The 13,743-nt window shown below is 60.7% G+C and carries 10 protein-coding genes; 4 read left to right on the top strand and 6 right to left on the bottom strand.

Annotation, left to right across the window (positions count from 1 at the left end; genetic code table 11):
- Window position 1: 1 nt before the first annotated feature.
- Window positions 2-1,009: a serine/threonine protein kinase gene (locus NXS98_RS06775; RefSeq protein WP_283847722.1), complete on the bottom strand. Its 1,008-nt coding sequence runs from the start codon at window positions 1,007-1,009 to the stop codon at window positions 2-4.
- 180 nt (window positions 1,010-1,189) lie between these two features.
- Between NXS98_RS06775 and NXS98_RS06780 the strand changes: the two genes are divergently transcribed.
- From NXS98_RS06780 to rnc, 4 genes are all read left to right on the top strand, one after another.
- The gene (locus tag NXS98_RS06780; RefSeq protein ID WP_283847723.1) at window positions 1,190-1,774 is read left to right on the top strand and encodes a hypothetical protein; all 585 of its coding nucleotides are present in this window, start codon (window positions 1,190-1,192) and stop codon (window positions 1,772-1,774) included.
- Between the two features lie 131 nt (window positions 1,775-1,905).
- Window positions 1,906-2,604 carry a glycosyltransferase family 2 protein gene (locus NXS98_RS06785; RefSeq protein ID WP_283847724.1) on the top strand — a complete coding sequence of 233 codons (699 nt, stop codon included), beginning with the start codon at window positions 1,906-1,908 and terminating at the stop codon, window positions 2,602-2,604.
- A gap of 66 nt (window positions 2,605-2,670) precedes the next feature.
- Window positions 2,671-3,324, top strand: a complete 654-nt coding sequence (locus NXS98_RS06790) for a hypothetical protein (protein ID WP_283847725.1) — start codon at window positions 2,671-2,673, stop codon at window positions 3,322-3,324.
- Between the two features lie 8 nt (window positions 3,325-3,332).
- Window positions 3,333-4,043: a ribonuclease III gene (gene rnc, locus NXS98_RS06795; protein ID WP_283847726.1), complete on the top strand. Its 711-nt coding sequence runs from the start codon at window positions 3,333-3,335 to the stop codon at window positions 4,041-4,043.
- Between the two features lie 8 nt (window positions 4,044-4,051).
- Here the strand turns inward: rnc and NXS98_RS06800 are convergent, their stop codons facing one another.
- The 5 genes from NXS98_RS06800 to NXS98_RS06820 form a co-directional block, all read right to left on the bottom strand.
- The gene (locus NXS98_RS06800; protein ID WP_283847727.1) at window positions 4,052-5,035 is read right to left on the bottom strand and encodes a glycosyltransferase family 4 protein; all 984 of its coding nucleotides are present in this window, start codon (window positions 5,033-5,035) and stop codon (window positions 4,052-4,054) included.
- 8 nt (window positions 5,036-5,043) lie between these two features.
- Complete coding sequence (locus NXS98_RS06805; RefSeq protein WP_283847728.1) at window positions 5,044-6,204, bottom strand: glycosyltransferase family 4 protein; 1,161 nt, start codon at window positions 6,202-6,204, stop codon at window positions 5,044-5,046.
- 6 nt (window positions 6,205-6,210) lie between these two features.
- Window positions 6,211-9,057, bottom strand: coding sequence for a tetratricopeptide repeat protein (locus tag NXS98_RS06810; RefSeq protein WP_283847729.1), 2,847 nt, complete (start codon window positions 9,055-9,057; stop codon window positions 6,211-6,213).
- A gap of 51 nt (window positions 9,058-9,108) precedes the next feature.
- Window positions 9,109-10,290, bottom strand: a complete 1,182-nt coding sequence (locus NXS98_RS06815) for a class I SAM-dependent RNA methyltransferase (protein WP_283847730.1) — start codon at window positions 10,288-10,290, stop codon at window positions 9,109-9,111.
- Between the two features lie 214 nt (window positions 10,291-10,504).
- Window positions 10,505-13,669, bottom strand: coding sequence for a S41 family peptidase (locus NXS98_RS06820; RefSeq protein WP_283847731.1), 3,165 nt, complete (start codon window positions 13,667-13,669; stop codon window positions 10,505-10,507).
- Window positions 13,670-13,743 lie beyond the last annotated feature (74 nt).

Consider the following 13,743-nt stretch of genomic DNA (forward strand, 5'->3'; position numbering starts at 1 on the left):
ATTAGAGCCGGGTGGGGAATTTATCCGAGCGATCCACCACCATTGTTACCGCCGTGTCGCTGGCCGGGGAAGGCGGCGCCTGCCCAAACAACTCACGGATGTAGCGGCCAATGGTCTCATTCGTGGGCCCGTAACCGGTGTGGTAAATGAAATGTTCGAGGTCATAGAGCAACTCGTCCGCCGTGGGATAACGCTGAGACAAGTCACGGGCCAGGGCCCGATGCAGAATATCATTCAGCCGGTCATTGATGCGCGGGTCCAGCTTGCGAAAATCCGGGATGGGCATTTTCAGCACCTTCTGGCGCGAAGCCTCCGGATTTTCGCCCTTGAAAATGTTATAGCCCAGGAGGAGCTGGGCCAGGACGATGCCCGCGGAAAAGATGTCCGACCGCTTGTCGGTGATCTTGAAATCCGCCTGCTCAGGGCTCATGTAATCGGCCTTGCCGGCGATGACCTCGCCCTCGTTGTCCGTCAAAAAACCGCGCGCCTTGGCAATGCCAAAATCGCTGAGCTTCACATCGCCCTCAAAGGCAATCATGATGTTTTTGAAGCTTACGTCCCGGTGCACAATGCCCAAGGGACGCCCGTCCTTGTCCGTCTTGGCGTGGGCGTATGCCAGCCCCCGCGCCACCCGGCTCACAATAAACACCGCCAGTTCCAGGGGCAGGACGCGGTTTTTGTCGTGCAACTGCTGCACAAATTGTTCGAGGTTCACCCCACGGATCAGCTCCATGGCAATGAAGTAAATCCCTCGCGCCTCGCCCAGATGATACGTCTGAACAATGTTGGTGTGGATGAGGTCCGCCACCAGCTTGGCCTCGCCGATGAAATTTTCGATGAACAGTTTCTGGCTGGCGTAGTGCTGGCGAATAACTTTGATGGCGATTCGTTTGACAAAACCGCGCGCCCCATGTTGTTCGGCCTCGTAAACAATCCCCATGCCGCCCTCAAATATTTTGCGGACAATGTCGTAACGAAATTCGCTTTGGATCGTAAACAACGCCGACATGCGTCTTAAAGATGTTGGCATATCCCCCTCCAAGTCAAGTGCATTGCGTGCCCTGCCCTCGTGCCAGTCACGCCGGGCCAGACTCCAGCCAGGGTCACGGCGGCCCACAGGTGGCCAAGGCCGGTGGTCCTGAAGTTTGGCTTTTGCCAAGCTGCTGCCGACGGCGTATAGTACACCAGCATGAAAACATTGCTTGTCACTCGTCTCCTTGCCTGCCTGGCCCTGGCCGGGATGCTGGCCCAGTCCGGCCTGTGGGCCGCCGATAAAACCGCCTTCGAGTTGGCCAAGGAAGGCAACAAACACGTGGGCGAACATGCCAGGGATAAAATTGTCCAAATCCGTTCTGAAAAATCCGTGGGCAGTGTCACGCCCAACGTGTGGTATGTCGTTTATTACGACCAGTTTGCCACCATGAAAGCGGTCGAGGTCAAATTCGCGGGCGACAAAGTGGCCTCCGTCAAAAGACCCTTCCGCCTCATCGAAGCCGCCGCAGACAAGGACAGCCAGCTCAACCCGAAGCAATTGAAAGTGGATTCCGACAAGGCCCTGAAAATCGCCCTCAAGGAAAAAATCCTTGAAAATCTCAAAGTCACCGCCTCCCAGATGAAACTGGAGGAATATGAAGGCGCGCCAGTGTGGAAAATACGCCTTTGGGCGCAAAAAATCCGGCAGCCCAACAAAGAAGCCGACATCGGCCAGATTTTTGTGGCGGCGGAGGACGGCAAGGTCGTGCACCTGGAAATCAAGCCGGAAAAGGTGGACTGAGGTCGTGAGTCCCCCTTATGGCGACGCCCGGTGACCTTGAGGGACTGCCCCGCTCTGCGCCGACGCACTCCGGAAAGAAGACCCAACCCACGGCTGGCGAGGATAAGGCAACGAAGGTTTGTTCCTCTGATTTGGCCACCCTCCCCATTCCCGCCTCGGCCATCGTCGCGGTGGTGCCTTGTCTGAATGAAGAGCGCGCCATCGCCAAGGTAGTGCGCGGGGCTCGCCAATACCTCTCCCAGGTGCTGGTGGTGGATGACGGCTCCCGTGACCACACCAGCGCCGCTGCCGAATCAGCCGGCGCCATCGTGCTGCGCCATCCGCAGCCGCAGGGAAAAGGCGCGGCGCTGCGGGACGGCGTGCAATGGGCCGCAGAACATGGCTTCGACTGGGCCTTGCTCATGGATGGGGACGGCCAGCACGATTCCGCCGACATTCCGGCATTCCTGCGTGCCCCCACTTCCGCGGATTTGGTGGTAGGCAACCGCATGGCCGACTGCACCACCATGCCCTGGCTGCGCCGCTGGGCCAACCGCTGGGTCAGCCGTCAAGTCTCGCGCCGGCTCCGCACAGCCATTCCCGATGCCCAGTGCGGTTTTCGACGGGTCCGGGTGGCCGCCTGGCAGGCGGCCGGCTTGCAGGCCACCGGCTATGAGACCGAGGCGGAAATGCTGGTAAAGTTTTGGGCCGCCGGCTTTTCCATAATCTCCCTGCCCGTGCGCACCATTTACGGCAGCGAAAAAAGCAAGTTTCACCCCCTCCGCGATGCCTGGAGGTGGTGGCGTTGGTGGCGGCAAATAACCCGCTCCCTGCCCCATAGGGCGGAATAAAACCCTAAAAACTCGGTATTGCGCTTCGCGGCTCGCCGGCGGATAATTTGGCCCGCTTTATCTGGGATGAACGAGTGGAACATACAATCGCGTTCGCGGGTCTGCCAATCCTGCGCCCGCCCCTTTACCGACAAGGAGACCTATCACACCCTCTTGTTTGACGAGAAAAAGGAATTCGTCCGGCTGGATGTCTGCACCGCCTGCTGGGAGGGGCAATACAGCCAGGGCGCCCAGGACCGCAAGGGATTTATCAGCCATTGGCTGGGCGTGTATGAAGCCCCGGCTCCCGCACCGCCAGAACCGATTCAAAAGGAAACCGCCGAAACTCTCTTGCGCAAGCTGGCGGAAATGAACAACCCCCAATATGCGGCCGCGGCCTACATTCTCTCCGCCATGTTGGAGCGCAAACGCTTGTTGAAGGTCAAGGAGACCTATCTGCGCGACGGCCAGCGCTGGTTTATTTATGAGCACGCGAAAACCGGGGATACTTTCACCATTCCCGACCCCCGTCTGCAATTAACCCAGTTGGAACAGGTGCAACGGGAGGTCTTCCACTTATTGGAGCATGGCCTGCCCGCCACGCCTGCGGCGGACGGGGGACCGCCCGCCGGCTCGAATTCAGAAGGCGCCAATGGCAATCCGCCACCCGCTGCTGAAAATTCCTGCAACATGGCCCCCCTCCCCGTCCCGGCGACAACCCCGGAATCGCCGACCCCCTGATGGCCGCCATGTCGTCCTCCTTGACAGAATTGGAGCAGCGGCTGGGATACCACTTCCACAATCCCACGTTGTTGCAAACGGCATTAACCCATCCCTCCGTGGCCCACGAAAACCAGCGGCCGCTGGAACATAACCAACGTCTGGAATTCCTTGGGGACAGCGTCTTGGAGCTGGTATTGACCTCCGAACTCTTCACCCGCTTCCCCAACCTGGGTGAAGGCGGCCTGACCAAGGCCCGGGCCCAGTTGGTCAACCGCCGTTCCCTGGCCGAGTGCAGCCGCCGCCTGGGCGTGGGAGAACATCTGGTCTTAAGCAAGGGCGAAGAAAAAAGCGGCGGACGGGAGCGCGGCTCCACCCTGGCAGATGCTTTTGAAGCGCTGGTTGGAGCGATTTTCCTCGATGGCGGATTCGAGGCCGCCCGGCAGGTGATCCTGAACCACTTCGCCATGCGGTTGGCGCAACAAGAAACAGCGCCCCTGATTGAAAATCCCAAAGGCGAATTGCAGGAGCTGCTGCAGGAACGCTCAACGGAACCGCCAAGCTATGAATTGCGCTCGGTTTCCGGGCCGGATCATGACCGAGTGTTTGAATGCGCGGTTTTCCACGCCGGTCAGGAATTGGGCCGGGGCATGGGTAAAAGCAAAAAGGCCGCTGAAAGCAGCGCGGCGAGGGCGGCGCTGGAAAGATTGCGCCAGGATCAATCCACCTGCCAGAAGTAACTCCACCCTCACCACAAAGCCACGGCGGCCATCCCCCCGAGCACGGCCCCCCCCCACAAAATCGCCACCGCGGTTGCACGATGGCCCGTTTTTTGCGCCAGGCGATGCGACAAATGGCGGTTGTCTCCCTGATAAAACGGCTGCCCACGCGCCAGGCGGCTGACCACCACAAAAGCCATGTCCACCAAGGGCACGGCCAGGACCAGCAAGGGGGAAAGCACAGCCAGCCGGTGGGAGTGCTCCGGCGCGTAATAATGAGGCACAATCGCCAGGCTCGCCATGAGAAAGCCCAGCCCGTGACTGCCGCTGTCACCTAAAAAGGCGGTGGCCTGGGGATAATTGAAAGGCAAAAATCCCAAGGCTGCCCCGGCTGCGGCCAGGGACACCAACGCCACCAAATAATAGCCATGCCACAAGCCCTGCAGGGCAAAAAAAATCGCCGCCACTGCCGCCAGACCGGCACACAGACCGTTCATGTTGTCACTCAGATTGAAGGCATTGGTGACGGCCACCAACCAAAACGTGGTCAGCACCACCTGCACCAGAAAGTTCGGAATAAAAAGGGTGATTCGCTCCCCCATACATGACGCCACGACGGCGACGACGCATTGCCCGGCAAATTTCTGGCCCGGCCGCAGCTCATAAACGTCATCCAGCCATCCGAGTCCTCCCATGGCAACCGCCCCGCCGACCATCACCAGCAGGGGCGCCCAGCGTTGACTGAAGCCGTAGCGTATTTTTTCCGCGACTTCCGCCGGCAACAGATTCAGGCAGGCTGCCAAAGCCCCTCCGGCCAGCGGAAGTAAAAAACCTGTGAGCACCGCCAGTCCGCCTGCCAGCGGGATTGCCTGGTGGTGGATTTTGCGTTCCCCCGGCTCGTCCACCACGCCCACCCGCTGGCACCAACGCCGCCACCAGGGGAGGCTCAACCCTGCCCCCAGAAATGCCCCAAAAAAAGCGGCGGCATACACATAGGCAGGCAATGATGACATGGGCCTTATTATGCCGATTGCGGTGAGGCGCGCAACCGTTGATACAACTGCCAGATGCGTTCCACCATCAGTTCCACGTCGAACTCCTGTCGCACCCACGCACGGCCCGCCTCCCCCAACCGCCGCCGCAATTCGGCATCCCGCGCCAGCGCCAGCACGGCCGGGGCAATGTCTGCCCCGGGCGGCAGCAGGAAACCCGTCTCCCCGTCCCGGCAAACCTCCCCGGCACCGTCACAATCATACGCAATGACGGGCCGGCCCGCCGCCAAGGCCTGCGGCAGGGCGCGCGGCAAACCCTCGCGGCGGGAGAGATGAACCACCATATCCATGATTCCCACCCAGCGCGGCACCTCTGGGGGAGGCACCAATCCCGTGAAAAGAAACTGTTTTTCAACGCCCAGGCGTTTAACCTCCCTTTCCCACCGGTTTCGCCATGCCCCATCTCCCACCAAGACAAATTTTAGCCGCGGCCACTGCGCCAGGATGGCGGGGGCGGCGCGAATCAAGTCCTCATGCCCTTTAAGTTTGAAAAGGCGCGCAATTTTGCCCACCACCACTTCGTCCGGCGCAATCCCCCAACGGTGGCGCCAATCCGGGTCGTTGCGCGCCTGTAAAAAGGGTTGCAAAGGAAAGCCGCTATATATGCGAGTGAATTGCTCCGGCACTCCAATCCCCGCCGCCAGATACTGCCGGATGAGACTGTCAGCAACGGCTACAAAATGGGTGGTATTGCGCCCGGCCAACCGCTCGGCAGCGCAAAAAACCGCATTTGCCAGACTCCCCTGGAAAGGTCCAAAGGATGGCCCATGAAGAGTGTGCACGATGAGGGGCACTCCGGCGCGCCGCGCCGCCAGCCGCCCCAGCACGCCCGCCTTGCCGCTGTGTGTATGCACCAACTCCGGCCGAAGCTGCCGGAATCTTTGCGTCAACGCCTGCCAAGCCCGCATATCTTTCCATGGATGCAGCGGCCGCACCAAGGAGGGTAGGATTTCCAACAAATCGGGGACGCTTCGCGCTTCCTCCTCCAAACTACCCTCCGGCCCGTGGGCAGGGCCCGAGATTAATTTCACTTCCACCCCAGGCCGCTGGCGAAGGCCCATCACCGTGGCCACGGTGTTCTCCTGCGCCCCGCCGACAATCAGGCGCGTGATGACGTGCACAACGCGCACACGGCGTCACTTTCCTTTGAGCTGCTTCAACCGCTCTTCAATCATCTGCCGCTCCTGGATGCCCTTGGGAGCGTGCTTCAAATAATTCTCGTAATGCGCGATGGCCGCTTTTTTCTGGCCCTGCCGCCACGCAATTTCGCCCAGTCCATAGTACACCGCGAAATAGTTGGGATGCGACTGGCGCAAGACCTCATAATCCCGGCGAGCGCCTTCGAGCTGGTTGGACAACAGTTGGGCAATGGCCCGGTTAAGGCGGGCAGAAGTCTGTTTCGGGTCTTTCTCGAGGACCTTGGTGAGGGGGGCCATGGCCTCCTGGTAGCGTTGCATCTGCATCAACACCACCCCCTGATTAAGCAGCACCATCGGATTGTCCGGCTCCAGCCGCAGATGCCGCTCGAGCATGGCCAGCGCATTGGTCACCAAACCACGGGCCAGATATACCTGGGTGGCCACCGCCAGCGGCAGGGGCTGGTTGGGCGCGGCGGCCAAGGCCCCCTGCAACACCTGCTCCGCGGCGGCGGCATTGGTGAGGCCATAGTAAGCGAGCGCCTGCAACCGCACCCATTCCATGCGGTTGGTCAAATTGTCCCACGCCACGCCTCCCTGCCGCCGCGCCTGATTGGCCATGGCCAACACCTGGTCAAAATGCCCCGCTTGCAGGTGGGTTTGGGCAATCCAATAATCAAGCTCCAAATCATTGGTGCGATAGGGGCGGGCGCGATAGAAACATTGAAGCGCTTGACGGTTCAAACCGTTCTGACTGAACAGCCGCCCTAAAACCGATAGATACCCCGGGTCGTCAAACGGATGGAAAAAGCTGAGGATTGTCTCGTAATTTTCAAACTGCCCCAACATGCGGTTGGCTCGGGCCAGCATGTTGGAATTGACGGGGGCCTGGCGCAACTGTTGGTTGAACGCAAGGTTAATCTGCGCGCCAAAGTGATTGCTGTGCAACTGCAAGACCTGCTGAAAGGCGGCCGCCGCCTCCGTCAACCGCCCCTGCCGTTGCAAGGCCACCCCCCACTGGTTCAAGTCCTGCCCCACGGAGCGCGCCACAAATCCCACATCACTCACGGGCAGCTTAAGCTGCGCCGTTAATTGTTGCAAATCCGGCGCGATGCGCGTCCAGAACAACAAATTGCGCTGCACTTCGGCCGTGGAAAGCTGGGGAAACTGATAATCTTGAGCCCCCGCCCGCTTGAGCGCCAGCGCCAGCCCGCTGGGGTAGGCGTGAAACACCTCAAAGTAATAACCAAAACTGGGATGCAAATAATACAACGGCCGCTGGCTTTGCGCCTCTACCAGGCGCTGGAGAATGAACAACGGCGGCAGCGGTTCCGGCATCGGCCGGCCATCCTTCATGGCGGGCAAAGCCGGCCAGAAACCGGGATACCGTCGCCGCAGATACTCATGGTAAAGGCGGGAAGTCAACGACTGGGTATGCAGCCCGACATGTTGGAAGGGCTGTTGCTGGCGGGCCTTCCAGGCGGCCACCAACCATAAATGCGCCGGATGATCACTGAGCAGCACGGCCTGCTCCTCGGGAATGCTTTGCAAAAGCCGCTCGGCAAAACGGGCGAGCCAGGGCGAATTGAGGGCCTTCAACCGCGGCCAATTTTTGATTATCAGCGCCGCCGGCGCCGCCACCAGGCACAAACACACTGCGCCCGCCAGGGTATAGTTTAATATTTTCAGCAGCGGCCCCGGCGCCCGCCAGGCCTTGGCCGGCGGCACACCAAAGACCAGCAGCAAATAACCGGCAAAATACCCCAGGCACAACGCCCCGAGGTAATGCAAGGAAAGGAAGGACAGCCCGGCCGCCTGGATTTGCGCCTCCAGGAAAGGCGGCCGCCAAAACACCACCAGCCCCACCACGAAAAACCCCACATGCGCCACCCGGAAAAGAAATTGCACCAACATCTGGCTCAAGGGGTTGACATCCCCAAAGGAGGCCGGCCAACGGATGCAGACCAGGACCAGCGGCAGCAGCGCGCAGGAAACCGCCAGAATGATGAACGGCATGCGATAGCCGTAGAAGAACAGACTTTGTTTTTGCAGAAGCAGGTTGGTTTTGAGCACCAGCCAGAAGTTCACGCTTTCATGGTCATACCGCAAGGCCAGCAAAGGAAACAGAAGATACAGCATCAACCCCGCCAGGCCTGCCCCCAGCAACTTGAGAAACAGGCCACTGTGAAACAGTTCCATCCGCTTCAAGGCCACCACCGCAATCACCGCCAGCGGGAAAAAGCCAATCATGGCCCAGTTGGTGGTGGTGGCCAGCCCATAAACAAAGGCCAGCCGAATGAGCCAGGAATCACGCTCGCTCACCCGGTACTCCAGCAGGCAGCGGATGACATACGCGAACAAGAGCAGATTGAGCATTTCCCCGGTGCCGGAGACGGCGTGCCGCCAGAAATCCTCCTGCACCGCGCATACCAGCACCGCCAGCAGGGGGGGAATCCAGTTCAAGCGAATGGTCAGCAGGCCAAAGTCGCCATCCTCGCGCACGCGCTGATCCTTGGTGCGATCCTGGGGCAGCAGGGCCACCGAACGCGCCAGCAACGCCAGCGTCAAGGCCGCGCACGTGGCCGCCACCAAGTTTAAGGCCAGCGGCTGCCAATGGGCGGGCAACCAGCGCACCGGATAATGCACCAGGTAGGTCAACGGCTCGACCACCGGCGGCTGCCATACCCAGCCCGCCACCCGGGCCCATTGTTGCAGACTCTCCAGCGTGACCCACGGATTCAACGTCACCAGGTACAGCGCCAGCCCCCCGGCCAGTGCCAGCCATGGCAATACCCGCCGCGCAAACGCCCCAGGCAAAGGCGCCCATTGTTCGGTGTCAGTCGTCATGTGCCGCCCCAGTTGAAATCATGTTGGAGGAAAAGGCAAAATCAAAAACCACTACCCTTGCGCCCCGCGTAAACGCAAATCGGCCACACATTCCACGTGTTGGGTTTGAGGAAACATGTCCACCGGACGCACCCGCACCAACTCATAGACACCTCCGGCACAAAGAATGTTCAAATCCCGCGCCAGGGCGGCCGGATGGCAGGAAATATAAATGATCTGCCGTGCCTGCTGCCGGCGCAGCAGCTCCAAGCTGGGCGCCGGACAGCCCGTGCGCGGCGGGTCCAGAATCACCACCGTCCGCTCCGGCGCGTACCGATGCAGAATGTCCGGCAACAAATCTTCTGTCCGCGCGGCAAAAAATTCGCCATTGGTGATGCCGCGCGCCTGGGCATTGCGCCGGGCCGCGCGCACCGCCGCCAAATCCACCTCCACCCCCAAAAAATGCTTCACTTGATCCGCGCAGGAGAGCGCGAAAAAGCCCACCCCACAATAGGCATCCACCAAATACTCCGCCCCACTTTCACGGAGGCAGGCGCGAACCGCCTCCACCAGCAGGGGCAAGGCATGGAAATTGGTTTGAAAGAAACTGTCCGGCGGCACCTCCCACCCCTCCGGCTCCAGACGCAACACCACTTTGAACCCGCCGCGCGGCGGGGGATTCCGGCGGGCCGCCTGCAACTGCTCGTTTAAGCGGGCATCGGCAATCGGGCATTGCTCCACATCCACCACCCGGCGGTTGTCGGCCCCCAAATAACCAATGACCAGACGCTGCTCCTGTTTGTTCCATTGGCTGCGCACCATGATGCGGTTCCGGTAGCCATAAGGCCGGGGACATGGCGCCACCGGTTCCACGCGGGCGCGGGTCAGACCGCCAATCCGCTCCAGCAAATCCATTACCTGCTTGTGTTTCAGTTCCAACTGTCGCTCATACTGAATGTGCTGGTACTGGCAGCCGCCGCAGTCGCCAAAATAAGGACAGCGCGGCTCCACCCGGGCGGGAGAAGGCTCCAGCACCTGGATTAACCGGGCACGGGCAAAGTTCTTTTTAACCTCCACCACCTCAGCGCGCACGCGCTCCCCAGGGATGACCAAGGGGATGAACACTACAAAATCCTGCACCCGCGCCACGCCCTCGCCGCCAAAGGCAAGGTCTTCCACCACAACCTCAATCGTTTGACCGACGGTCATCGGTGGCGCTGCGTTGGACGCGCCAGACTGGACTGGTACTGTCATGCGGCTGTTTTCCTAGTCAAAACTCCGTTTCTCATACAAGCTCGGAATTAAGCAAAGCGCGGCACGACGCGCAGGGACATCGGCCTGCAGTGTGGATAAGGGCCGATATGGCGCAAGCCGGCATTGGCGGCTTTTACCAAAAACCCTGGTGTCCTGGGGTAATCAGCAAGCCCGGCACAAAACCAACCGGGCAGCCTTTCAGGGTGGCCTGCGTTCAGGGATTTCCTGCCTGGCTCAGCAATTCGATGGCCTTGTCCAACTGCGGGTCCCGGTCCGCCAGCCAGTCCTCGGCGGTCAAAGGTACCAACACGTCTGGCTGCTCACCCTGATTTTCCTGATTGGAGCCATCCATGCGGTACACCCCGCCCATGGGCAAACGCGCCCGTGTGCCATCCACCAGATTGAAGCTCCAGGTCCAAATCACGTAACCGGGGGTGGGCGTGCCCACCAGGCGCGCCAGGCCCCGCTGGCGCATGGCGCACGGAAACATTTCGCCGTTGGAGTAACTATGCTCGTTCATCAACACCACCACGCGCTTGTCCCACGCCCGGCCCGGGGCCGGCTCGGGCGGGCAGTCCCGTGGCTTGGACCAGCCATGCTGGCGGCGCTCCAGCCAGTCAATCAGGGTGTCGGAAATGTTGCCGCCCCGGTTGAAACGCACGTCAATAATCATGGCTTCCTTGCCCGCCATATACTCGTACACCTCCTGTTCAAAACGGCTTTGATTGTCCCCACCCATAGCCGAAATATGCACATACCCCATCTTTCCCTGGCTGCGCGCTTCCACCAGTTTGCGCAGGCGCTCGATGCGGTTGTTGTAGTGCAGTTGATTCCACTCATCGGCCGTCAGAGCCTTGTATTTGACCGTGCGGGCGGCCTGCTTGTCCGGCCTCGCGTTGACCAGCAACTGCAACTCCCGCCCCTGGCGCCGATTCAATAAACGGTACAGCGTTTCGTCCGTGGCAACGGGTTCACCGTTGATTTCGAGGATGTATTCCCCGGGTTTGATTTCGGTCTTCTTGAACCATCCCGGCGCTCCTGGCGGCACGCTGAGCACTTTCAGCCCGGGGCCTTCATGCCGGTAATCCAGCGCAAATCCCAAATGAGGTGTGTTGACCCGCTGCGGCACTTCCGGTGGATTCACCTCGCTGTGGGAGGCTTCCAGCTCACCCACCATGAGTTGCAGCAGCGCCGCAAACTCATCCGGCGTGCCCACCGCCCGCAACAACGGCTCATAGCGGCCGCGAATCGCCCGCCAGTCCCGCCCGTGAAAATTCCCATCATAAAAGGCGCGGTGGTAAGTGCGCCAGAACTGGGCAAACGCCGCCTGCCGCTCGGCCCGCACATCGCGCTCGAACTCCGCCGTAAAGGCGACTTTCTCCACCCGCCCCTCGGGCAGGCGGAGTTGATACAGCTCGCCGCCCTGCACAAAAAATGCCCGCTTGCCGTCGGCCAGCACGCGCAGTTGGGATTTGCCGCCGCCGTTGGTCACCCGCTTGGTCTCCTTGCCATCGTAGCTGGCGCTCCATACATCCCCCTCCGCCAGGAACACAATCTGGCCGTCACCCGTCACCTGCAGGTCCGCGGCGGGGTTCTGGGCAATGAAGCGGCGGATGCGGCGCAAAACACCCTCGAAGTCAATCGCCACCTTGACGGGGTCTTTGGGCTTCTCATATTTCAAATCCGTTTCACTGGCCAGGACCTCCTCCGGTTGCAGCGGAAAAACATAAACACCGCCACTGTCGCGGCCGCTCTGGAAAAAGAGGTATTTGCCATCCGGAGACCATGCCGGCTGGCTGTGGGCGGCCGCCCGCTGGGTGAGATTCACCGGCTCGCCGCCCTCCACTTTGACCAGGAAAATATTGTGAAACCGGCTGGCACTGCGGCCCACGTAAGCCAGCCACTGACTGTCCGGCGACCAGGTCATCTGCCCGCCACCGTAGCCGTGGAGGTGCGGGCCCGGCAAAGGCACCACGCGGCGAATTTGCCGGTCCGCCAGGCGCAACACATGCAGCCCTCCTTCCGGACCCGCCACCCAAAAAGCCAGATGCTGGCCATCGGGCGAGGGCATGGGACTGGAAACATCTTCCTGGCGCTCCCACAGCTTTTCGATTTTGCGGGATTCCACCTCCAGCGCATAAAGCCGCATGTTGCCTTCCCGGTCCGAGGTGAAGTAAAGGGTTTTGCTGTTGGTGCTCCAAATGAAATCGGAATCATCGCCCGCCCAGTCCGTCAGCCGTTGCGCATAATCCGCCTCTCTGCCGGCAATGCCCTTGGGCTTTTCCACCGGCACCACCCAAATGTCCCCCCGCAAGGCGAAGGCAATCCATTTGCCGTCCGGCGATGGCTCGGCCTCGCTGACGCCATTGGTCAACTTCTCGTATTGCGTCAGCGGCTCCTTTTCATCCACTCCGGCGTAGATTGCCAGCCGCGTGGGCTTGCCGCGCCCGCCTTTGAGCACATATAGGTCATGCTCGTACTCAAACACAATATCACCCGTTTTATGCGCCAGGCTGGGCGAGCGCACACTGCCGCCGACAAATTCGGTGATTTGGCGTCCCTTCCCCTCCAGATCAAACACCCACAGGTTGGGGGTCCGCCGGGCGTTGTCCTGCAGCGGCGGCAAGGGCTCATTCAATCGTCCCGCATTCGGCGTGTCTTCGCCTACCGTCACCGTGAGCACCTGTTTGCCGTCCGGCATGAACTGAATCCACAGATGCTGCCGCTGATTTTGAGTCACCGCCCGCCGCGCGCCCGTCTGAGTGTCCAGCAGCCAGATTTGCGCTGCGGCGGAGCCGGTGTAACGCGGCCGCCAGTTGGGGAAACCATAGCGCCCATAAACCACCCAGCGGCCGTCCGGGCTGAAATCGGGGGAGTTGATTGGCGCAAAGTCCTCCAGCAAACACTCCGTCCGCAGCGTTTGCACGTTCACCGCAAACAACTGGTTGTTGGCGGAATCCCGCTTGCCGGCAAACAACAACCGCTGGCCATCACGGCTCCAGCCGCCGGGTATTTCATTGCCGGAATGCCAGGTAATCTGCCGCGCCGCGCCCCCCTCAGACGGCATGAGATACAGGTCCAAATTGCCCTGCCGTTTGCTGGCAAAAACCACCCAGCGTCCATCAGGGGAAAAACGGGGATATCCGTCGTACGCCACATGCGTGGTCATCAAAGTCGCCCGGCCGCCACTGGCGGACACCTGCCACAAATCCCCCTGATACACAAACACCACCCGCTTCCCATCCGGGCTGATGGCTGGCATGCGCGCCCCGCGGATAGGCTCGTCCTTGGGCAGCGCGGGTTGCGCCACCCCCTGCCAAATCGCACACCACCATACCGCTCCCACGAGCGTCATTCCACAGCCATTAAGGAGTTTCATGTTGCGCCTTGGATAATCGCTTCTGCCCCCACGGTCAAAAGAAAACCGCAAAGGAATTGACCCTTGCCCCCCCT

The organism is Fontisphaera persica (assembly GCF_024832785.1).
In the GTDB taxonomy this organism is placed as follows: Bacteria; Verrucomicrobiota; Verrucomicrobiia; order Limisphaerales; family Fontisphaeraceae; genus Fontisphaera; species Fontisphaera persica.

What these genes read in the sequence shown, in the direction of transcription:
- NXS98_RS06775 (WP_283847722.1), bottom strand. Translation starts at nt 1,009, where the DNA reads ATGTCGGCGTTGTTTACGATCCAAAGCGAATTTCGTTACGACATTGTC.
- NXS98_RS06780 (WP_283847723.1), top strand. Translation starts at nt 1,190, where the DNA reads ATGAAAACATTGCTTGTCACTCGTCTCCTTGCCTGCCTGGCCCTGGCC.
- NXS98_RS06790 (WP_283847725.1), top strand. Translation starts at nt 2,671, where the DNA reads ATGAACGAGTGGAACATACAATCGCGTTCGCGGGTCTGCCAATCCTGC.
- rnc (WP_283847726.1), top strand. Translation starts at nt 3,333, where the DNA reads ATGTCGTCCTCCTTGACAGAATTGGAGCAGCGGCTGGGATACCACTTC.
- NXS98_RS06800 (WP_283847727.1), bottom strand. Translation starts at nt 5,035, where the DNA reads ATGTCATCATTGCCTGCCTATGTGTATGCCGCCGCTTTTTTTGGGGCA.
- NXS98_RS06810 (WP_283847729.1), bottom strand. Translation starts at nt 9,057, where the DNA reads ATGACGACTGACACCGAACAATGGGCGCCTTTGCCTGGGGCGTTTGCG.
- NXS98_RS06815 (WP_283847730.1), bottom strand. Translation starts at nt 10,290, where the DNA reads ATGACAGTACCAGTCCAGTCTGGCGCGTCCAACGCAGCGCCACCGATG.
- NXS98_RS06820 (WP_283847731.1), bottom strand. Translation starts at nt 13,669, where the DNA reads ATGAAACTCCTTAATGGCTGTGGAATGACGCTCGTGGGAGCGGTATGG.